This window comes from Cellulophaga sp. 3_MG-2023 (genome assembly GCF_030546975.1).
In the GTDB taxonomy this organism is placed as follows: domain Bacteria; phylum Bacteroidota; class Bacteroidia; order Flavobacteriales; family Flavobacteriaceae; genus Cellulophaga.
Genome location: NZ_JAUOPS010000003.1, coordinates 56550 through 76630, shown reverse-complemented (window position 1 = coordinate 76630; position 20081 = coordinate 56550). Strand labels below are relative to the sequence as shown.

The following is a 20081-nucleotide window of genomic DNA, read 5'->3' as shown; positions in this document are numbered from 1 at the left end:
TTTTAAAAAGCAATTTTTATGAACAGATTACTTTTCTTGTATAATTGTACTATCTTGGGCTAAATTTAGTTTATGGTTTACAAAAATCGTCCTTTTAAAACGATTCTTTTTGGATTTGCTTTCTCCCCAAAATTAGAAATAAATATTTTGGAGACTACAAGGATAGCACATTTTTTTAAGGCCAAGTTAATACTGCTTCATGTTGGTTCTAAAACTTCAGAAAAAGAAACCAAAATTGCATCTTTTTTAAACAAAACAGAATATAAGAATTTAGATATAGAGGTTAAATGGGAAAATGGAGACCCTATAGATGTAATTACAAATGCCTGTAAAACAAGTAGTATAGATTTGCTAATTCTTGGAGCACTACAAAAAGAAAATATGTTTAAATTTTACGTAGGTTCTATTGCTCGTAAGCTTACGCGTAAAGTATGTTGTTCTGTTTTACTGCTTATTAAGCCATCTATAGAGCGTGTACCTTGTAAAAATATTGTTGTAAACGGTTTAGATGCACCAGACACACCACTTACTATAAATTCCGCTTTTTATATTGCAGATGCACTTGGTGCTCCCCAAGTAACCATTGTAGAAGAAATTTTGCAAAAAGATATTCAGGTTAGTGTACAGGATGATAAAACACTAAAAAAAGTAAATATTGTTAAAGAACGATTAAAACACCGAGAAGAACAAAGGGTTAGAGAAATTGTAAAAGACATTCCTGAAACTTGTAAAAAGGGAATTAAAATTAAAAACCAGGGTATTTTTGGCAAAAGGGGATACTCTATTGGTCATTATGCTGAAATTGTTAGAGCAGATTTATTGGTAATGAATGCTCCGTCTAAAACAGGAATTTTAGATCGTATTTTTCCTCATGATATAGAATATATTTTATCTGACTTACCAACAGATTTATTTATAATACGTAACCGATTTGACTCCGAAAACTAATAAAACAAAAACATTTGTAAGTGCACTACCTAAAAACATATTTTCTGGTTTTGTAGTTTCATTAATAGCATTACCCTTAGGATTAGGTTTAGCATTAGCTAGTGAAGCACCTCCAATTTCTGGTGTTATTGCCGCTATTGTTGGTGGCTTAATTGTATCTATTTTAGGAGGCTCTAATGTTACAATTTCTGGTCCTGGTAACGGTATGGTAATTGTTTTATTAAGTGCAATTTACACTTTAGGTGATGGTGATTTGTACCAAGGATATTTATTTACACTTGCTGCCATTATTGTATCTGGCTTGGTAATGATTATACTTGGTTTTTTAAAAATGGGCCGTCTTGCAGATTTTTTCCCAGCCTCTGCTATAGAGGGTATGCTTGCCGCAATTGGTATAGGAATCCTCTCTAAACAGTTTCATATAATGCTTGGCAATAATGGTGCTAGTGGCTCTATAGTATCATTACTAAAACAGTTTCCGGAAGGCATACAAAATTTATGGATAACCACAGATATTAGTGTTTTAATTGCTGCTGCAATTGGTATTGTTAGTTTACTAATTATGGTTTTTTATGCTAAAATTAGAAACAAATACTTTCAGCTTATACCTGCTCCTATGTGGATTATTGTGCTTGTAGTTGGACTTAGTTATTTGTTGGGTGGTTTAGATATTAATTATCCGTTAACCCAAGATTTTTTGGTAAAAATACCTGAAGATGTTACTTCTAATTTAGCTTTTCCAGATTTTTCAAAAATATACCAACCTAATTTTATAATAGCCGTTTTTTCTATCACGCTTATTGCAAGTATAGAATCTTTACTTAGTATAAAAGCTGTAGATAAGTTAGACCCTTTAAACAGGCGTTCTAATGTAAATAGAGACTTAAAAGCCTTAGGTGTAGCCTCTATTGCTAGTGGTTTTTTAGGTGGTATAAACGTTGTAACCGTTATTGCTCGTAGTTCTGTAAATGTTAATAATGGTGCTACTAATAGGTCTGCAAACTTTTTTCATGCATTCTTTTTAGCTGCTTTTGTGCTGCTTTTTCAGGAACAATTACGTAAAATACCTTTAGCTGCCTTAGCTGCTATTTTGGTATATACAGGTTATAAATTAGCTACACCAAAAACATTACAAAAAGTTGCTAAAATTGGTAAAGAGCAAATAATTATATTTTTAGTTACGCTTTTAACAACATTGTTTACAAACCTAATTACTGGTATAAGTGCAGGTATTTTAATTACTTTTTTAATTCACGTAATACTAAACAAAAGCTTTTCTTTATTTTTTAGCAACTTATTAAAACCAAATATTTTAATGTATAAAGAGCCAGATGGTGGTAACTTTTATATTAGTGTAAAATATTTTTGTAGCTTTTTAAATTTTTACAAACTAAAAAATAAACTAGATGCTATACCAGAAGATAATGATGTAGTTTTAGATTTTTCTATGTGTAATTTTGTAGACCACACTGTTATGGAAGGTCTAGAGGGTTATATAGACACATTTAGTAAAAAGGGTGGTAGTATAGAGCTTATTGGGCTAGATAAGCATGGTACCGACTCTGCACACCCATTTGCCATACGTAAAATACTTCCGTTTGCTACAAAATTAGCTCCAGTTGGTGGTAACCTTACCAAAAGGCAGTTACTGCTTAAAAATACAGCTTCAGATTTTAAATGGAATTACATACCAGAGAAAAATAAAAATGCTAGTTTTTTCACCGATTTTGTTTTCTTTAAAAGTAGAGAAATACGTTATTTTTACAATCAGCTTATTGCAAAAAACAGCAAGGTTGCTCTTATGGACGTAGAGTTTACTGAAGGTGCATTTATTGCCCGAGAAGTAATAAAAACTACTGTTTTACATATAAAATTAGATAGGGAAGTACCTGTTTTTACTTTAGATAAAGAAGGACTTATAAAATACCTTTACAGCTTAGCTGGTTTTAAAGAGTTGAGCATAGATAACCACCCAGATTTTAACCGTAGATTTTATCTAAGTGGTGAAAAGCCAGCTCAAATACAACAGCTATTTACAAATGAGCTTATTCTATTTTTAGAAAGTAATCCTTATTACCACATAGAGTGTAATGGGTCTGCGCTACTAATTATAAAAAAGGAACGCTTATTAAGTGTACAAGAAGTTAAAGCAATGCTATATTTTGGAAAGCAATTGCATCAAATTTTACAATAAAAAAAGGGAGCAAAATGCTCCCTTTTTATTTAGTTCTGCATTATTGTTCGTTTTTTCCTTTTAAAAAAATCTACAACTATTATTAATACTACACTTATACCAAACAAAGGAAAAATAACAGATAGCAAAGCAATTATAGCCATTATACCGTAGCCAACTTTAAACTTTGCAGGAACTTTAGGTACGCCCCATTCTCCTTTTTTCTTTCTTTTTAGGTATGATAGTAATCCTGCTACACTAACAAAAGCTAGTAATATTGCAACACCAAGCATTAAAATCCAGTTCCAAAGTCCAAATTGCCCTTGATGAAAAGCCATAACCCACATTCTACCGCGCATTAAAACACCTACATCTTCCCAATTGTGTTTTAGCAACTGTACTCCAGAATATTGATCAAAATGAAACCGTTTTTGTTTATCCAAGTCAAAGGTTTCATTAAACACAGTATAAACGCCTTTATCACTTGCTGGCAAACCTATATTTAATTTACCTTTTAACTTTAAGGCCTTTGCCTTTACAACCATTTCGTCTAAAGAAATAGGGTTACCTTTTACAGTAGATTCTAAACTTTTACCATCCCACGTTGCTGGAAATCCTGTATTAGTGGCATTTTGTAAACTTCTAAAATTATCACCAAAAACATCTGTCCAAGGCATACCTCCTGCCAAGGTTAGTAGTAACAAAATAGATATCCAAAAACCAAAAACGGTATGTAAATCTCTATATAATGTACGTTTGCCTTCTTTAAGTCGTATGGTAAAAAAACCTTTTATCCCTTGTTTTTTATTGGGCCAAAAAACATAAACTCCGGTTATAATTAACACAAAAAGCCAACTAGCAACAAGCTCTACTATTTTGGTTCCAAACTTACCCAATAAAAGTTCTCCGTGCAGTTTTCTAACAATATGCATATTAGAGTCCTTTGGTTTTATAGAACCTGTAACTTTATTTTTAAAAGGGTTTATATAAGTACTTGTTTTATGGCTAAATCTTCCTGTAATAAACTCTGTAGCTTCATTTTTTTGTGTAGGAACTACCATAGTATTTGGTGGCCGTTTAGACACGTTTTTTGCTACTTGCCATTGTTCTTGAAAACTAACAAGTTTACCTCTGTCTTCTACTGTTGTTATATGCGCTTGTTTTGGAGCATCATATGTTTCTTTAAACAAATAAATACCGCCAGTTATTGCCAATAAAAAAACAAAGGGTAATGCTACTAAGCCAGCTATAAAGTGCCATTTCCATAGCCATTGGTTTAACTTTCTATTTTTCTCTATCATTTTAAAAAAATTAAAAGTTATATTTTATTCCTAAATGAAAAGCTCTTGGGTTACCAATTGTGTAGCTATTTGCCCCTCTATATTTATTATAACTTGCTCTTGCAGCATATAAATCATCAAAAATATTAAGTGCATTTACCCAAATCTCATAGTTTTTAATGTTATATGAGACCAAAGCATTAAATATGTTGTGACCTTTATATGTAGCTGTACCAAAAGTATCGTCACTATTTTTAACTTGATTTTCAAAACTAGTATTGTATTTACCTACCATTTCATGTGTTAGGCTTAACATTAACCCTTTTACTTGTGACGGTTTATAAGCAATTTTAGATGTTCCTAAAAGTTTAGGTGCTGTTTCGCGGTCTGTGTCTGAATAGTCTACTCCTCCATCAAAAAAGTTTACATAACTATGTTTTGCATAGCTACCGTTGTGCGTTATGGTAATCTCTTTAGTTGGATTATATGTTACACCGTACTCAACGCCATAGGACCTTGTTTTACCTGCATTTGCGTTAAAAAAGTTATCCTCGTTATCACGTAATGTAACCAATGTGTTTTTTCCGTCTAAAAGGTAAATAGCTGCATCTGTCTGTAACTTATTTCCTATTTTAAAATAGGTTCCTAGCTCAAAATTATCATAGTTACTTGGTTTTAAATTAAACACATCGCCGCCAACGCCTACAAAACTATTCCTGTATAAAGTAGATGTTTGTGGTGGCGTAAACCCATTAGAATAATTAGAGTATAACCCTATATTATTATTTAGGTTATAATTTATTCCTAATTTAGGAGAAATGTTATTGTAGTTATTTTTAGAATCTTTTGGACCTGCTAAACCATCAATTAAATTATTGTAATTATAGTCAAACCCATCATAACGTACAGAAGCTGTTAACTTTACATTTTCTGTTGGATTTATTTCAAACTGAAAGTAATTGGCATAATTTAAAATATCTGCATTATAATTTAAAATATAATCTCCAGAATTGGTAGTATAGCTTAAGTTTTTACCTGTATTTGTATCTACTATTACACTTATATTTTCTGCATTGTAACTCTGCGGAGAATAATCTACAGAAGCACCAATAATTAAAGATGAACTAGCAAAATTAAAGTTTATTTTATGCTGAATTAAACTTACATAACTGTTGTATGAGTTGCTATTTATTTCTCCTTTTGCTACACCTGTTAACCTACCATTTTCTCTAAACTGACTTACTCTGTAAGAAGGAATTTGATCCATTCCGTTTCTTCTAAAAACAAGATTAAGTGTTGTTTTGTTATTGCTGTTCCAACGTTTATCTAAAGTACTCCTAACTCTAAAGGCCACTGCTTCTCTTTCTGTAAATGTTTGGTCACTTTCATAATTACCAGCAGAATAATCTTCTTCGCTTATAGAGCCAGACATATCTGACCTATATTCAATAATATCAAAAACATTTGTCCAGTTTAATGTTTGTGATAAGTGATTTACGTTTTTAAACGTAAGTGCAAATTTTTCATAATTGCTATGCTCTACAGGTCCATCTTTACGCTGTACACATTGTGCTCCTATGTAAAAACCAACCTTTTCTGATGCGTACTGTGACAACTCTAAACTGTATTTAGATAAACCAAGATCGTTTACTTGGTAAGTTATACCACCAGATAAATCTCTTGTTGGTTGCTTTGTTATAAAGTTAAAACTTCCGCCAATAGACTCGCTACCATAAATACTAGAAGCAGGGCCTTTAATAACCTCCATTCTATCATAAGAAATGTCATTCATTTCTAACAATGTATTGTGGTTAAATACTGCTGTTGGTCTAATAGGCAAACCATCTTCTAAGTATAAAAACAAAGATTTTGTAGATATAGGAGAACGTACAGACATAAAATGTTGCTCGTTACTTGCTGCCCTAGATGTAGACATTAAAACCCCAGGAACATTATTTACCAATTGGTCTATACCAATAGCTTTTGCTTCCTCTATTTGCTTAGCTGTAATTACAGAAATAGAAGCAGGCACATCACTTCTTTGTTGTACTTCTCTACTTCCAGAGACTACAACTTCTTTTAAACGCTCTTCATTTAAAGTCAAAGTAATATTATTTTCTTGGGTAAATAGCTCTTGGGTGCGTGTTACGTAGCCTACGTAACGTATTATTGCTATTGGTTTATCTTGTAAAGTGGTAATAGAAAATTTACCGTCTTTATCTGTAACAACAGTGTTTTTTAAATTAGATTGTAACTGTATTGTTGCGTTTTGTAGCGGATTATTATAAGTATCTACAACTTTTCCGTTGTATTTTTTTTGGGCATAGCCACCTAAACTCACCAATAATATGGCAAGCATAAATATTTTTTTCATGTGTAAAATTTAATGCATTAAATAGTAGGTGTGGTCTAGTTAAATTTATAACTAAACACTCCTATTTTTAAACCGATAAATTAATACCGTGGTGGCTTGTCTATTTCTTTATAAAATACAGAAGAAAATTGGTTGTTATAATTCCATTTATTTTTAACAAAAAAACGATCGCATTTTAAGTTAAAATTAGGATTATATTTTTGAAAATACACTGGATAAAAAGCATCAAAAAAGGTAAATAATGGAGAAGAATCTTCTGAATCTGAATTATTAAGAGCTAATTGATTTGTTAAATGACACTTTCCGTTACACTCTAACTGTGGTTTTTCTTTATTAACACAGTATTTCTCTATTATGTAATCTATATTTAATTCATAATACGCAAAACAACCAATATTATATACTGGCCTTAATGCAAATACGAAAAATAAAATGAAGGAAAAATAGATTTTCACTCTATAGTGTTTGTGAAAAGCAAAAATAGATTGTTTTAGTTTGATAAAAAAAAATAGATTGTACTTTCTTAATTAATTCATAAGCAGTGCAACATATTTAAAGCAATTTCATAATTTGCACTCTATATGAAGATTTACCCAATAGAAACAGGCAATTTTAAGTTAGATGGCGGTGCAATGTTTGGCGTTGTTCCTAAAGCTATATGGACAAGAACTAACCCGGCAGATGCTAACAATATGATAGATATTGCTGGCCGTTGCTTATTAATAGAAGACGGTAACAGACTTATACTTATAGACACTGGTATGGGTAATAAACAGTCCGATAAGTTTTTTGGGTATTACTACATGTGGGGAGACCATACCTTAGATAATTCATTAAAAAAATTAGGTTTTAGTAAGGACGATATTACAGACGTTTTTTTAACACACTTACATTTTGACCATTCTGGTGGTTGTGCCGTTTGGAATAAAGACCGTACAGGTTTTGAAGTAGCTTTTAAAAATGCAACATTTTGGACTAATGAAAACCATTGGAACTGGGCAACAAAACCTAATGCACGTGAAAAAGCATCGTTTTTAACAGAAAACATAATGCCTATGCAGCAAAGCGGGCAATTAAAGTTTTTAAAGCCAAATCAGAATCAGTTTGAAGCCAAGTCTGAACTAGGTTTTGGTATTTTTTATGCAGACGGACACACAGAAAAACAAATGATTCCGCATATAGAATACAAAGGAAAAACATTGGTTTTTATGGCAGATTTACTACCAACAGTTGGCCATTTACCATTACCATACGTAATGGGTTTTGATACCAGACCTTTATTAACATTGTCTGAAAAAGAAGTGTTTTTAAACTCTGCAGCAGATAATAATTATTATTTGGTATTAGAACATGATGCACACAATGAAATCTGTACTGTAAAGCACACAGAAAAAGGAGTTAGACTAAATGAAACATTTACGTTTAATGAGCTTTTTAATTAAAAAAGTGCTTCAATTACTGGTATAACAACCATTTACAAAGAAATTACTAAATTCATCAAAAATTAAATACACAAATTAAATTAACATAATATGAATATCAGAATAACAAAATCTGTTTTAAGCTTATCAGCTGTTGCCATAATTATGGCTAGCTGTGGCTCTGCTCCTACATTAGTTTCTACTCCTGTAGAAAATATAGATGCTTTACCTTTAAAAGTATCAGAATTAACAGAACAACAAAAACAAAATTGGGGTCACGCAGATCTTGCTACGGACACTATACCAGGAATGAGTGTAGATAAAGCTTACAAAGAGCTTATTGGCAATAAAAAAGGTACAAAAGTAATTGTAGCTGTTATGGATTCTGGAATGGATTTAAACCACGAGGATCTTAAAAATGTTTTATGGACAAATTCTAAAGAAATTCCAGGAAACAATAAAGATGATGATAACAATGGTTTTATTGATGATGTACACGGTTATAACTTTTTAGGAGATTCTTACAATGAACAATTAGAAAGTGCTAGAATGGTACGTTTAAACCTTGGCGATGCTGCAACTTTAGCTAAAGCTAAGGCACAAGTAGAAGCAGACTATGCTGAAGCTTTAGCAGGTAAGCAAAGATACGAGCAAATTTTACAAGCTGTAAAAAATGCAGATGAAGCTGTTAAAAAAGAATTAGGTAAAGATAGTTACACTAAAGAAGACCTAGCTGGTATTACTGCTAAAGACGAGGCTATGCAACGTAACCTTGCTGTTTTAAACCAAATGTATTCTTTTAGTGCTTCTATTCCAGAAGCTATTAAAAGTATAACTGGTGGTATTACATACTTTACAGATCAGGTAAATTACAACTTAAACAAAGATTTTAACGGTAGAGAGCCTGTTGGTGACAACCCTTACGATATTACAGATACAAAATATGGTAACGGTAATCCTATGAACTCTGTAGATACAGAAAGTCACGGTACGCACGTTGCTGGTATTATTGCTGCAGAGCGTAACAATGGTAAAGGCGCTAATGGTGTTGCTAACAATGTTGAGCTTATGAGTGTTAGAGCAGTACCTAACGGTGATGAGTATGATAAAGATATTGCTTTAGGTATACGTTACGCTGTAGATAACGGAGCTAAAGTAATTAACGCTAGTTTTGGTAAAGCATTTTCTCCAAAAGCAGAATGGGTTTACGAAGCTTTAAAATATGCTGCAGAAAAAGATGTTCTTTTTGTACACGCTGCTGGTAATGATGGTGCAGATTTAGATGATTATGAAAACAATCCTAACTACCCTAATGACCAAATTAAAAATGGTGCAGAATTTGCAGATAACGTAATTACTGTTGGTGCTTTGGCTAACAAGTACGGATCTACAATGCTTGCAGATTTCTCTAACTACGGTAAAATTAATGTAGATGTTTTTGCTCCAGGTGCAGCAATTTACTCTACAGTGCCAGGTAGTAAATATGAGTTTATGGGCGGTACTTCTATGGCTTCGCCTGGTGTTGCTGGTGTTGCTGCAGTAATTAGATCTCAGTATCCTAAATTAACTGCTGCACAGGTTAAAAAAATAATTATGCAGTCTGGTATTCCTACTAAAACTAAAGTCGTTGTTGGTGGTGACCCTGCTAACAGTAATACATTAGCTAATTTATCTACATCTGGTAAAATGGTAAACTTATATAACGCTCTTTTATTAGCTGAAAGTGTTTCTAAAGGAAAAATAAAATTATAATTATGAAAAAATTATTAATTGCAGGAGTTGCAGCGTTTACTACGTTGCTTTCTCCTTTATCTGCACAAAATGGTTCGTATTGGCAACAACACGTAGACTATGCTATGGAGATAGACATGAATGTAGAAAACTACCAGTATGATGGTACACAGAAGTTAGTATACACCAACAATTCTCCTGAAGAATTAACACGTGTATATTATCATTTATATTTTAATGCTTTTCAACCAGGAAGTGAAATGGATGCTCGCTTACACAGCATTGCAGATCCTGACGGAAGAATGGTAGATAAAGACAAAAACAGTAGAATAGAGACTTTAAAAGAAGACGAAATTGGTTTTATTAAGGTTTCATCTTTAAAACAAGATGGTGTTCCTGTAAAGTATAGTGTAGAAGGTACTGTTTTAGTAGTAGAATTGGCTAAACCAATTGCTGCTGGGTCTAAAACAACTTTTGATATGGTTTTTAAAGGTCAGGTTCCTGTACAAATACGTAGATCTGGTCGTAATAGCAAAGACGGCGTTTCTTTGTCTATGACACAGTGGTACCCAAAATTAGCAGAATATGATTTTGAAGGTTGGCACGCAGACCCTTACATTGCTAGAGAATTTCATGGTGTTTGGGGAGATTTTGATGTAAAACTTACAATAGATAAAGACTATGTTGTTGGTGGTTCTGGTTATTTACAAAACGCTAATGAAATAGGTCACGGATATGAAACTCCTGGAACTAAAGTAAAAAAGCAACGTGGTAAAAAATTAACTTGGCACTTTAAAGCTCCAATGGTACACGATTTTATGTGGGCTGCAGATCCAGATTATATTCATGACACACTACAAGTAGAAAACGGACCATTATTACACTTTTTATACCAAGGTGATGATGCTGAAATAAAAGCAAACTGGGAAAAAGTACAGCCTAAAGCTGCAGAAATGATGCAGTTTTTTAGTAAAAACGTTGGTAAATACCCATACAAACAATACTCTATTATACAAGGTGGAGATGGTGGTATGGAGTACGCTATGAGTACGTTAATTGCTGGTGGTAAAAAGTTTGGTAGCCTTGCAGGTACAACTGCTCATGAAATGGCACACTCTTGGTTTCAGCACGTATTAGCAACTAACGAAGCTAAACACGAGTGGATGGATGAAGGCTTTACAACTTTTATTTCTTCATTATGTATGAACGAGGTAATGGATCAGAAAAAAGACAATCCTTTTGAAGGATCTTACCGTGGTTATTATTACCTAGTAAATTCTGGTAAAGAACAACCGCAAACTACACATGCAGATCGTTACCATGAAAATACGCCGTATAGTATTGCTGCTTACAGTAAAGGTTCTATATTTTTATCTCAATTAGGATATATTATTGGACAAGAAAACTTAATGAAAACAGTACGTAAATACTACGAGGATTTTAAATTTAAGCACCCAATACCTAACGATATTAAAAGAACCGCAGAAAAGGTTTCTGGTATGGAGTTAGACTGGTATTTAACAGACTGGACACAAACTACAAATACTATAGATTATGGTATTAAAGATGTTACAGAAGCTAACAATGCATCTACAGTTTCTTTAGAAAGAATAGGTTTAATGCCAATGCCTTTAGATATTTTAGTTGTTTATACAGATGGTACACAAGAAACGTTTTATGCTCCGTTACGTATGATGCGTGGCGAAAAAGAAAACCCTTATACCAACTTAAAAAGAACAGTGTTACCAGATTGGCCTTGGGCAAACTCTAACTACAGCTTTACTATTAACAAGCCAAAAGCAAGTATTAAAGCAATTGTTATAGACCCATCTAACCTTATGGCAGATGTTAACAAAGAAAATAATGTTTTTCAGGCAGAATAATTTATAGCCTTATTACTATATTAAATCCGTTTAGAGCTTTGCTTTAAACGGATTTTTTTATCAGTATAAATAGCATCAAAAAAAGATAAAGAACTAATAGATAGCTAAAAATAGTAACTTTATAATACCTTTGCTTTTGAACAGGATATAGATTTATTTTAATACATATCTTTTTCAATAAAAAACTAACTAATACATTTTTAATGCCTACCCAAGAACAAACAGATGCTTCAAATTTTTGTTTTCCTACTAAGGAAAAACTGAAAAGTAAAAAGTTAATTGGAGAATTGTTTACAAATGGTAAAAGTGTATCTAGCTTTCCTATTAAACTAATTTACTTGCCTTGCACATTAGAAAACACCCCTTTAAAAGTAGGTGTAACAGTGCCCAAACGTAATTTTAAAAGTGCTGTAGACCGTAATAAAATTAAAAGATTATTACGAGAAGGTTACAGACTTAACAAACACGTAATTTTTAACAACATAGATAAAGAATTTGCGTTACTATTTTTATACCTTGGTAAAAAGATGCCAGATTACGCTGAAATAGAGAAATCTATGGTAGAGGTTCTTGCCAAATTTTATAAGAAAGTAAACAATGAAGAACGTATTTAAGAAAAAAGTAATTATTCCTGTTTTTGCGGTTTGTATTTTAATAGGAACCAGTAGTTTTAAAGGCGATTTTTTTGAAATAGCAAAACAAATAGAAATTTTTACTACGCTCTTTAAAGAGTTAAATATGAATTATGTGGATGAAACCAATCCGGCAGAATTAATGGATAATGCCATTAAAAATATGCTAAATGGTTTAGACCCTTATACTCGTTTTTTAAATGAACAAGATGTAGAAGCTTACCGTATAAATAATGCTGGTAAATATTCTGGTATTGGTGCTGTTGTACGTAGCTACAAAGATAAAATGTTAATTATTGAAGCCTATAAAGGATCACCAGCAGACAAAGCTGGTTTAAAGTCTGGCGATGAAATTATAAAGATTGGTGATACAGACGTTGCAGATTTTAAAGATGATGCTACAGAGCTATTAAAAGGCGCTAGCAACACTAGTGTTAGTGTAGTTTATAAAAGACAAGGTAAAAATGCAACTACTACCATTAACAGAGAAGATATAGATGTAGATGCAGTTCCTTTTTATAAAATGGTAGATGCCAAAACAGGTTATATTGTATTAACCAAGTTTAACCAAAAAGCATCTTCTCAAACAAAAGAAGCTTTGGTTAACCTTAAAAATGAAGGTGCAGAAAAAATAATACTTGATTTAAGAGGAAATCCAGGTGGTTTATTGTCTGAAGCTATAAACGTTACCAATTTGTTTGTTCCTAGAGGAGAGCTTATTGTAACTACAAAATCTAAGGTTAAAAAGTTTAATAAAACATACACTACAAGAAACGCTGCTGTAGATACAGAAATTCCTTTAGTTGTACTTGTAAATGGCTCTAGTGCGTCTGCCAGTGAAATTGTTTCGGGCAGCTTACAAGATTTAGACAGAGCTGTAATTGTTGGTGCACGTAGTTTTGGAAAAGGTTTGGTACAAAGACCTTTAAAACTTACCTATGGTACGCAATTAAAGGTTACTATTTCTAGGTATTACACGCCTAGCGGTAGATGTATACAGTCTTTAGATTATTGGCATAGGGATAAAAATGGCAAAGCCGTAAAAAACACTAAGTTTAACGAGTTTAAAACCAAAAACGGACGTAAAGTACAAGATGGTGGTGGTGTTTTACCAGAAATACAAATTGCTGCTGCTAAAACAAACTCGCTAACAAAAGCATTGCTTGTTAACAATGTTATTTTTGACTATGCTACAAACTATTACTACAACAACAAAGTAAACACTATTGCAGATTTTAATTTTACTGATGCAGATTTTAATGCTTTTAAAGAGCACGTAAATACTTCTAATTTTTCTTTTGAAACAGAAACAGAAAAAGCACTAACTGCTGCAATAAATAGTAGTGATAGTGCCATTTTTGGAGAAGAAATTGAGAATAAATACAAAAGTCTTTTGGTAGATATCAATAAAAATAAAATTAAAGCTTTAGATAAGTACAAGGCTGCAATTGTAAAAAATATTGAAGACGAAATTATTAAACGTTATTTTTACAGAGATGGCTTGTATGAGTATTACTTATCACATGACGATGCTATTTTAACAGCTACAGAATTGCTTAACAACCCAAGTAAATACAATGATTATTTAAAGTAGAATACGCAAAAATACTATGTCTGTTTACCAAAAAATGGCCAGTATTGGTCAAAAATTATTTTCTAAACATATACTTTTTAAATACGGATTTAATTATTCGCCTATGTACAGGAGAAGTACAGGTAAAATAATTGAAATTACTAAAGATTTACTGCACATAAAGGTAAAGATTCCTATTAGTTGGAAAAACAAAAATTATGTAAATTCTATTTTTGGTGGTAGTTTATTTTCTGCTGTAGACCCTATACCAATGATACAATTGTTGTATTTAATTGGTGATGATTATGTGGTTTGGGATAAAGCTGCAGATATACGTTTTAAAAAGCCTGCTAAACAAAATGTTTTTGCAGATTTTACCTATACTGAAGAGGAACTACAGGATATTAAAAAACGCATTGCTACAGAAAACGAAATTGAGGTTAAAAAAACTACAGAAATAAAAAGTGAAGATGGCACTACTACCTTTTGCGTGGTACATAAAACCATTTATGTAGCCAACAAAGAGTTTTATAAGCAAAAAATGAAAAATAGAAGGAAACAAAAGGCGTAATATTAGCTTATGTAAATAAAAAATAGACCTAAAATATTGTTATTTTAGGTCTATTTTTTTTGTGTATTCTAAACACTTTACTCTATAAAAAGAGCTGCATTTTTAAGTTCTAAAATAGCTTCTGTATTTTGGTGTAACATGCGGTTACTTTGTAAATACCTGTTTAAGTTAAATTCATCAAAATTAGTAGCATCTTTATCTATACTACTAATATGTACACGGCCAGAGGAATGTATAAATTGATTATCGCCAATCCACATACCAACGTGTACAACTCTTTGTTTGGTAGAATCTGTTGCTGGCCTGCCAAAAAACAATAAATCGCCAACAGCTAGCTTACTAAAATCTTTATCTACTATTGTACCTGCATTTACTTGTTGTGACGCATCTCTTGGTAAAACCATACCATTTAAAAAGTATATAGTTTTAGTAAAACCGCTACAATCTACTCCTTTACTAGATGTGCCTCCCCATAAATACGGTAAACCCATTAATTGTTTAGATGTTGCTACTAAAGATTCTTGCGATGGGTTTAATGCTTTTAACCAATTATTATACGTTTGTGCTTCGTCTTTTTTAACGAATGCAAGTCTACCATCTGGATATTTTACTTGGTAAAATAAGCCTTCTTCAGCTACTAATTCTAAAATACTACCAGCTACTAAATCTGAGACAATTTCATGACCTGTTGTTGACGTGTAAGAAAAACCTGTAATACTAGTATATATAATTTTATTTGCCTTTTTCCAGTTTTTAAAGTCATTATTGTTTAGAATTTCTATACCTCCTTTATCTACCCAAGCCAAGTAATTATCTGGTGTTTGTATAAGGTACCAATCGCCATCATTTTTATATACTTTTACTGGTGTACCTAAAGTTGCTTGTGTTGCTAGTTCTTGTGAGTGTCCTGCTTTACTTCTTAAATTGGCAACAGATATTTTTACAATGGCCCAATTGCTATTTTTAAATTCTGCTGTTGGTAGTAATTGTATACTGTCTATATATTCAATTTTAGCCTCATTTAGCTTAGTTTTAAGCTCATTAACGGCTTCTGGTAGGTTAGATTCTCCTTTTAAAACAAAACTATTATTAACAGCTTTAGAATCAATATTAAAAAGGGCAACACGCTTGTCTGGTGCATGTATTGTTTTTACATCATCTATATATTCTAAAATAGGATTTTCCTTCTTTACTACATCATTTTTACAACTACCCAAAACCATTATTGTTGCAAGTGCTATAAATGGAATTTTAGAATTGATATTCTTCATCATTTTATACGTATTTAATTGGATGAGTGAAAATATGAAAATTTTATTTTAATGTAGACAAAATGAACATTGTAATGTTAATAACTACGTTAAAGTACTGTTAATCAGTATATAAATTAGGAATTTAAAGTTTATTTTGTTATGTTAATAACTATGATAGAGACAGATAAAATTGAAAATACTGAGTTTATAAGAAAATCTATTGGTTATTTAGAATCTAGAGGATTTACAAATATTAAGGCTGATGTAACTGATTGCGAAATACCAAAATCTTATATTAGAAAAAATACTGGCGATAAAATAACTCCAGATATTGTTGCTATGAAAAATGGTAGAAAATACTTTTTTGAAATAAGTTTAAAATCTGATAAACCTAAACTTTTAAAATCTAAGTGGCTGTTTTTAGATACTTTAAGTAGAATGAATTCTAATAGATTTAGAATTATTACCACAAAAGGTCATTTTAAATTTACAGATACAATGTTAGAGGATATAAATTTAACCAACAAAACACCAATTAAAATTTAGTGTTTATACATTACCATATGTGGTATACCATCTTCTAAATATTCTTCTCCTTCTTCTTTAAAACCCAAATTATTATAAAATTTTAAAAGGTATTTTTGAGCAGAGATTTTTATGGTAGTCTGTTGTAATTGTTCTTTAACGGCTGTAATAGATGCTTCCATAATGTTATAGCCGTACTTGTGTTGTCTTTCAGACTTTTTAACAACTACTCTACCAATACTAGCATTATCAAAATAATCTCCAGGTTTAAAAATACGTGTGTACGCCACTAACTCATCGTTTTTAAAACCCAAAACGTGTAAGGCATCAAAATCTTTACCATCTATATCTTGGTAAACGCAATTTTGTTCTACAACAAAAATCTCTGATCTAAGTTGTAGAACTGCGTATAAATCTTTTGTAGTTAGCTCATTAAAGCTTTTAACACTTACAACCATTTATAGTATTATTTGCAAGCTATTTTTTCTACTCTATTTTGGTGTCTTCCGCCAGCAAACTCAGTTTCTAAAAATGTATTCACCATTTCTAATGCTTGTGGTAAAGAAACAAAACGTGCAGGTATACTTAATATGTTAGCATTGTTATGCTCACGTGTTAAAGAAACAATTTCTTTAGTCCAACATAAACCAGCCCTAACATTTTGGTATTTATTGGCTGTCATAGACACACCATTACCACTACCACATATAAGAATACCAAAATCTACTTTTTTAGCATCTACATCTGCAGCAACCGGATGTACAAAATCTGGATAATCTACACTATCATTACTATCTGTACCGTAATTAGTAACTTCTATACCTTTAGACTTTAAAAGCTCTATTACCGCAAATTTATAATCTGTACCAGCGTGGTCATTACCTATAGCTATATGCATTGTATTGTTTTTTGTTGTTTTACATTACAAAAGTACAAATACCTTTTATATACAGTTCTAAAATTGTTAATAAATACAAACCCCTATTTTTACATACATTTTTGCATGTATCACATACAACTAACAAGTTGTTCACAACACTTTAATAAGTATACAAAACATAAATTTTGTTTTTCGTAAAAATTGTTGCATTATAGCATAGAATTTCTTCAACCAAATCTATTTTTTACTTTTTAGATAAAAGATATTAAGACCATTGTTAATAATGTAAACAATTTTTTAGCTCTTAATTATTAAAAATTCGTTGTTAATAGAAGTTGTTAATAACCGTTAATAATTATGGTAATAGATTGATTTCTAAATAAAAAGTTAAATATAAAGACTTAATAACTTTACAATAAATTTACATTACTGTTCAATACAAGAAATAGTACATAATTTTATTGTAGATATTAACACACTATTATAATCACCTCTTTTTTTAAAAATTTAATAAAAGAAAAATAGTATATTATATATATGTTTATAACAACGTTTTCTTTACTATAAAATTAAGAAATTGTTTAATTAAGATTAGAGTAGATTATAATTTGTAATTTACCAGAAATAAATAAAATGAATGACAAAGAATAAAAAAGGACCTAAAAACCAAGATCGTAATTTTATCACTAAAGGTATATTTACGGTATTAGAAAAAGATCCTACTGCTAGTTATAACTACAAGCAAATAGCTGCTAAATTAGGTATAACAGATGCAAATAAGAGAAACATACTAGTTAAAAGATTAGTACAGTTAAAAGAAAAGAAAAGAATTATAGAAGAAAGTAGAGGCAAGTATAAAGCCGTAGCTAGAGATACTAAAACTTACCATACAGGTAAAGTAGATATTACTAGTAAAGGAAATGCTTATATAGTAATAGAAGGTCTAGATGATGATGTTTTTATATCTAGCAATAAATTAAAAAAAGCTTTTCATAGAGATATTGTAGAAGTTTACATATTTCCTAGAAGAAAAGGTCGCAAATTAGAAGGCGAAATCACTAAAATTGTAGAAAGAAACAAAACTAGCTTTGTTGGTATTGTACAATTACAAAAGAATTACGCTTTTGTAACATCTACAGATTTTAGGATGTATACAGATTTTTTTATTCCAAAGGATAAAATAAATAATGCACAAGATGGTGATAAGGTTATTGTAAAAATGAGCGATTGGCCAGATGATGCCGACTCACCCTACGGAGAAATTACCGAAGTTCTTGGTAAACCAGGAGAGCATAACACAGAAATACATTCTATTTTAGCAGAATATGGCTTGCCATATCAGTTTCCTTTAGAAGTAGAAAATTATGCTAATAAAATAGATACATCTATTAAACCAGAAGAAATTGCAAAACGTAGAGATATGCGAGATACGCTTACCTTTACTATAGATCCTAAAGATGCAAAGGATTTTGATGATGCATTATCTTTTGTAAAATTAGAAAATGGCAATTATGAAATAGGAATTCATATTGCAGATGTATCTCATTACCTACAACCAGATACTATTTTAGACGATGAGGCTTATGACAGGGCAACATCTGTATATTTAGTAGACCGTGTGGTACCAATGTTACCAGAAGTTTTATCTAATAATGCTTGTTCTTTAAGACCAAATGAGGAAAAATATACGTTTTCTGCTGTTTTTGAGATCGATGAAAAAGCAACACTTATTAACCAATGGTTTGGTAGAACAGTAACAAATTCTAACGAACGTTTTGCGTATGAAGAAGCACAACATATAATTGAAACGGGAGAAAATACAATTCCTGAAGCTATTTCTATTAGAGAAAATGGCGCTTATAGTGTTGGTAATGATATTGTTGAAGCTACGCTTACATTAGATAAATTAGCAAAAATTATGCGTGGTAAACGTATGAAAGCCGGAGCCATATCTTTTGATAAAGTAGAAGTTAGGTTTAGTCTAGATAATGATGCTAACCCTACTGGCGTTTACTTTAAAGAGTCTAAAGATGCCAACAAACTTATTGAAGAATTTATGTTACTGGCTAACAGAAAAGTAGCTGAATTTATTGGTAAACAAAAACCAGAAAAAACATTTATTTATAGAGTTCATGATGAGCCAAACGAAGAAAAACTAGCTAATTTAAATGGCATAATTTCTAGATTTGGTCATAAGTTAGATTTTAAAAGTAAAAAATCTATAAGTGAATCTTTAAACCAATTACTAGAAGACGTAAAAGGAAAAAAAGAACAAAATTTAGTAGATACGCTTGCTATACGTAGTATGAGTAAAGCAATTTATACTACAGATAATATTGGCCATTACGGTTTAGCTTTTGATTATTACTCGCATTTTACATCACCTATTCGTAGATATCCAGATGTAATGGTACACCGTTTACTACAACATTATTTAGATGGTGGTGCAAGTGCTAAACAAGATGTTTATGAAGAAAAATGTAAACATTCATCAGATATGGAAGGTCTTGCATCTAGTGCAGAAAGAGATTCTATAAAATACATGCAAATTAAATTTATGGATGACCATAAAGATTCTGAATTTGTAGGAGTAATATCTGGAGTAACAGAATGGGGTATTTATGTAGAAATTATAGATAATAAGTGCGAGGGTATGGTACGTATAAGAGATATTAAGGACGATTACTACACTTTTGATGAAAAAAGCTATTCTATCATAGGACAACGTACAAACAACAGCTACCAATTAGGAGAGCAAGTTGTAGTTATGGTTAAAAGTACAGATTTAGTAAAAAGACATTTAGATTTTTCGTTACTTAGAAAGGCAGAATAAAGTA

The 20081-nt window shown here is 31.3% G+C and carries 16 protein-coding genes; 10 read left to right on the top strand and 6 right to left on the bottom strand.

What is annotated here, in order from left to right:
* Nucleotides 1–72: 72 nt before the first annotated feature.
* The gene (locus tag Q4487_RS10040; protein ID WP_303542283.1) at nt 73–948 is read left to right on the top strand and encodes a universal stress protein; all 876 of its coding nucleotides are present in this window, start codon (nt 73–75) and stop codon (nt 946–948) included.
* On the top strand, nt 932–3142 hold the full coding sequence (locus tag Q4487_RS10035; RefSeq protein WP_303542284.1) for a SulP family inorganic anion transporter: 2211 nt from the start codon (nt 932–934) through the stop codon (nt 3140–3142). Before Q4487_RS10040 ends, Q4487_RS10035 begins: the two co-directional genes overlap by 17 nt.
* Before the next feature lie 29 nt (nt 3143–3171).
* Here the strand turns inward: Q4487_RS10035 and Q4487_RS10030 are convergent, their stop codons facing one another.
* The 3 genes from Q4487_RS10030 to Q4487_RS10020 form a co-directional block, all read right to left on the bottom strand.
* Entirely contained in the window at nt 3172–4422 is a 1251-nt protein-coding gene (locus tag Q4487_RS10030; RefSeq protein WP_303542286.1) for a PepSY domain-containing protein, read from the bottom strand.
* Between the two features lie 10 nt (nt 4423–4432).
* On the bottom strand, nt 4433–6775 hold the full coding sequence (locus Q4487_RS10025) for a TonB-dependent receptor (RefSeq protein WP_303542288.1): 2343 nt from the start codon (nt 6773–6775) through the stop codon (nt 4433–4435).
* An 80-nt stretch (nt 6776–6855) separates the two neighbouring features.
* Nucleotides 6856–7230: a hypothetical protein gene (locus Q4487_RS10020; RefSeq protein WP_100894416.1), complete on the bottom strand. Its 375-nt coding sequence runs from the start codon at nt 7228–7230 to the stop codon at nt 6856–6858.
* A 126-nt stretch (nt 7231–7356) separates the two neighbouring features.
* On the opposite strand from Q4487_RS10020, the gene Q4487_RS10015 reads away from it, so the two are divergent.
* The 6 genes from Q4487_RS10015 to Q4487_RS09990 all read left to right on the top strand — a co-directional run bounded on the left by Q4487_RS10015 (nt 7357) and on the right by Q4487_RS09990 (nt 14586).
* Complete coding sequence (locus tag Q4487_RS10015) at nt 7357–8217, top strand: MBL fold metallo-hydrolase (RefSeq protein ID WP_303542291.1); 861 nt, start codon at nt 7357–7359, stop codon at nt 8215–8217.
* A gap of 90 nt (nt 8218–8307) precedes the next feature.
* Nucleotides 8308–9948 carry a S8 family peptidase gene (locus tag Q4487_RS10010; RefSeq protein ID WP_100894414.1) on the top strand — a complete coding sequence of 547 codons (1641 nt, stop codon included), beginning with the start codon at nt 8308–8310 and terminating at the stop codon, nt 9946–9948.
* A 2-nt stretch (nt 9949–9950) separates the two neighbouring features.
* Nucleotides 9951–11810: a M1 family metallopeptidase gene (locus Q4487_RS10005; RefSeq protein ID WP_303542293.1), complete on the top strand. Its 1860-nt coding sequence runs from the start codon at nt 9951–9953 to the stop codon at nt 11808–11810.
* Between the two features lie 203 nt (nt 11811–12013).
* Nucleotides 12014–12424 (top strand): ribonuclease P protein component, encoded by a 411-nt coding sequence (gene rnpA / locus Q4487_RS10000; protein WP_100894412.1) that lies wholly within the window; start codon nt 12014–12016, stop codon nt 12422–12424.
* Nucleotides 12408–14036 (top strand): S41 family peptidase, encoded by a 1629-nt coding sequence (locus tag Q4487_RS09995; RefSeq protein WP_303542296.1) that lies wholly within the window; start codon nt 12408–12410, stop codon nt 14034–14036. The genes rnpA and Q4487_RS09995 overlap by 17 nt, the downstream gene beginning before the upstream one ends.
* Nucleotides 14037–14052: 16 nt before the next feature.
* Entirely contained in the window at nt 14053–14586 is a 534-nt protein-coding gene (locus Q4487_RS09990) for a DUF4442 domain-containing protein (RefSeq protein WP_303542298.1), read from the top strand.
* A 77-nt stretch (nt 14587–14663) separates the two neighbouring features.
* Here the strand turns inward: Q4487_RS09990 and Q4487_RS09985 are convergent, their stop codons facing one another.
* Nucleotides 14664–15860, bottom strand: coding sequence for an SH3 domain-containing C40 family peptidase (locus Q4487_RS09985; RefSeq protein ID WP_303542300.1), 1197 nt, complete (start codon nt 15858–15860; stop codon nt 14664–14666).
* A 150-nt stretch (nt 15861–16010) separates the two neighbouring features.
* On the opposite strand from Q4487_RS09985, the gene Q4487_RS09980 reads away from it, so the two are divergent.
* Complete coding sequence (locus Q4487_RS09980) at nt 16011–16385, top strand: hypothetical protein (RefSeq protein ID WP_303542302.1); 375 nt, start codon at nt 16011–16013, stop codon at nt 16383–16385.
* Here the strand turns inward: Q4487_RS09980 and Q4487_RS09975 are convergent.
* Entirely contained in the window at nt 16382–16822 is a 441-nt protein-coding gene (locus Q4487_RS09975; protein ID WP_303542304.1) for a GNAT family N-acetyltransferase, read from the bottom strand. The two genes, Q4487_RS09980 and Q4487_RS09975, sit on opposite strands and share 4 nt — an antisense overlap.
* A gap of 8 nt (nt 16823–16830) precedes the next feature.
* A complete protein-coding gene (rpiB, locus tag Q4487_RS09970; protein WP_303542306.1) occupies nt 16831–17262 on the bottom strand; it encodes a ribose 5-phosphate isomerase B in 432 nt (143 codons plus the stop codon).
* 619 nt (nt 17263–17881) lie between these two features.
* Here rpiB and rnr point away from each other — a divergent pair.
* Complete coding sequence (rnr, locus tag Q4487_RS09965) at nt 17882–20077, top strand: ribonuclease R (RefSeq protein ID WP_303542308.1); 2196 nt, start codon at nt 17882–17884, stop codon at nt 20075–20077.
* Nucleotides 20078–20081: the final 4 nt, after the last annotated feature.

What these genes read in the sequence shown, in the direction of transcription:
- Q4487_RS10040 (WP_303542283.1), top strand. Translation starts at nt 73, where the DNA reads ATGGTTTACAAAAATCGTCCTTTTAAAACGATTCTTTTTGGATTTGCT.
- Q4487_RS09985 (WP_303542300.1), bottom strand. Translation starts at nt 15,860, where the DNA reads ATGATGAAGAATATCAATTCTAAAATTCCATTTATAGCACTTGCAACA.
- Q4487_RS09980 (WP_303542302.1), top strand. Translation starts at nt 16,011, where the DNA reads ATGATAGAGACAGATAAAATTGAAAATACTGAGTTTATAAGAAAATCT.
- Q4487_RS10030 (WP_303542286.1), bottom strand. Translation starts at nt 4,422, where the DNA reads ATGATAGAGAAAAATAGAAAGTTAAACCAATGGCTATGGAAATGGCAC.
- Q4487_RS10010 (WP_100894414.1), top strand. Translation starts at nt 8,308, where the DNA reads ATGAATATCAGAATAACAAAATCTGTTTTAAGCTTATCAGCTGTTGCC.
- Q4487_RS10005 (WP_303542293.1), top strand. Translation starts at nt 9,951, where the DNA reads ATGAAAAAATTATTAATTGCAGGAGTTGCAGCGTTTACTACGTTGCTT.
- Q4487_RS09995 (WP_303542296.1), top strand. Translation starts at nt 12,408, where the DNA reads ATGAAGAACGTATTTAAGAAAAAAGTAATTATTCCTGTTTTTGCGGTT.
- Q4487_RS10025 (WP_303542288.1), bottom strand. Translation starts at nt 6,775, where the DNA reads ATGAAAAAAATATTTATGCTTGCCATATTATTGGTGAGTTTAGGTGGC.
- rnr (WP_303542308.1), top strand. Translation starts at nt 17,882, where the DNA reads ATGACAAAGAATAAAAAAGGACCTAAAAACCAAGATCGTAATTTTATC.
- Q4487_RS09975 (WP_303542304.1), bottom strand. Translation starts at nt 16,822, where the DNA reads ATGGTTGTAAGTGTTAAAAGCTTTAATGAGCTAACTACAAAAGATTTA.
- rpiB (WP_303542306.1), bottom strand. Translation starts at nt 17,262, where the DNA reads ATGCATATAGCTATAGGTAATGACCACGCTGGTACAGATTATAAATTT.
- Q4487_RS09990 (WP_303542298.1), top strand. Translation starts at nt 14,053, where the DNA reads ATGTCTGTTTACCAAAAAATGGCCAGTATTGGTCAAAAATTATTTTCT.
- Q4487_RS10015 (WP_303542291.1), top strand. Translation starts at nt 7,357, where the DNA reads ATGAAGATTTACCCAATAGAAACAGGCAATTTTAAGTTAGATGGCGGT.
- rnpA (WP_100894412.1), top strand. Translation starts at nt 12,014, where the DNA reads ATGCCTACCCAAGAACAAACAGATGCTTCAAATTTTTGTTTTCCTACT.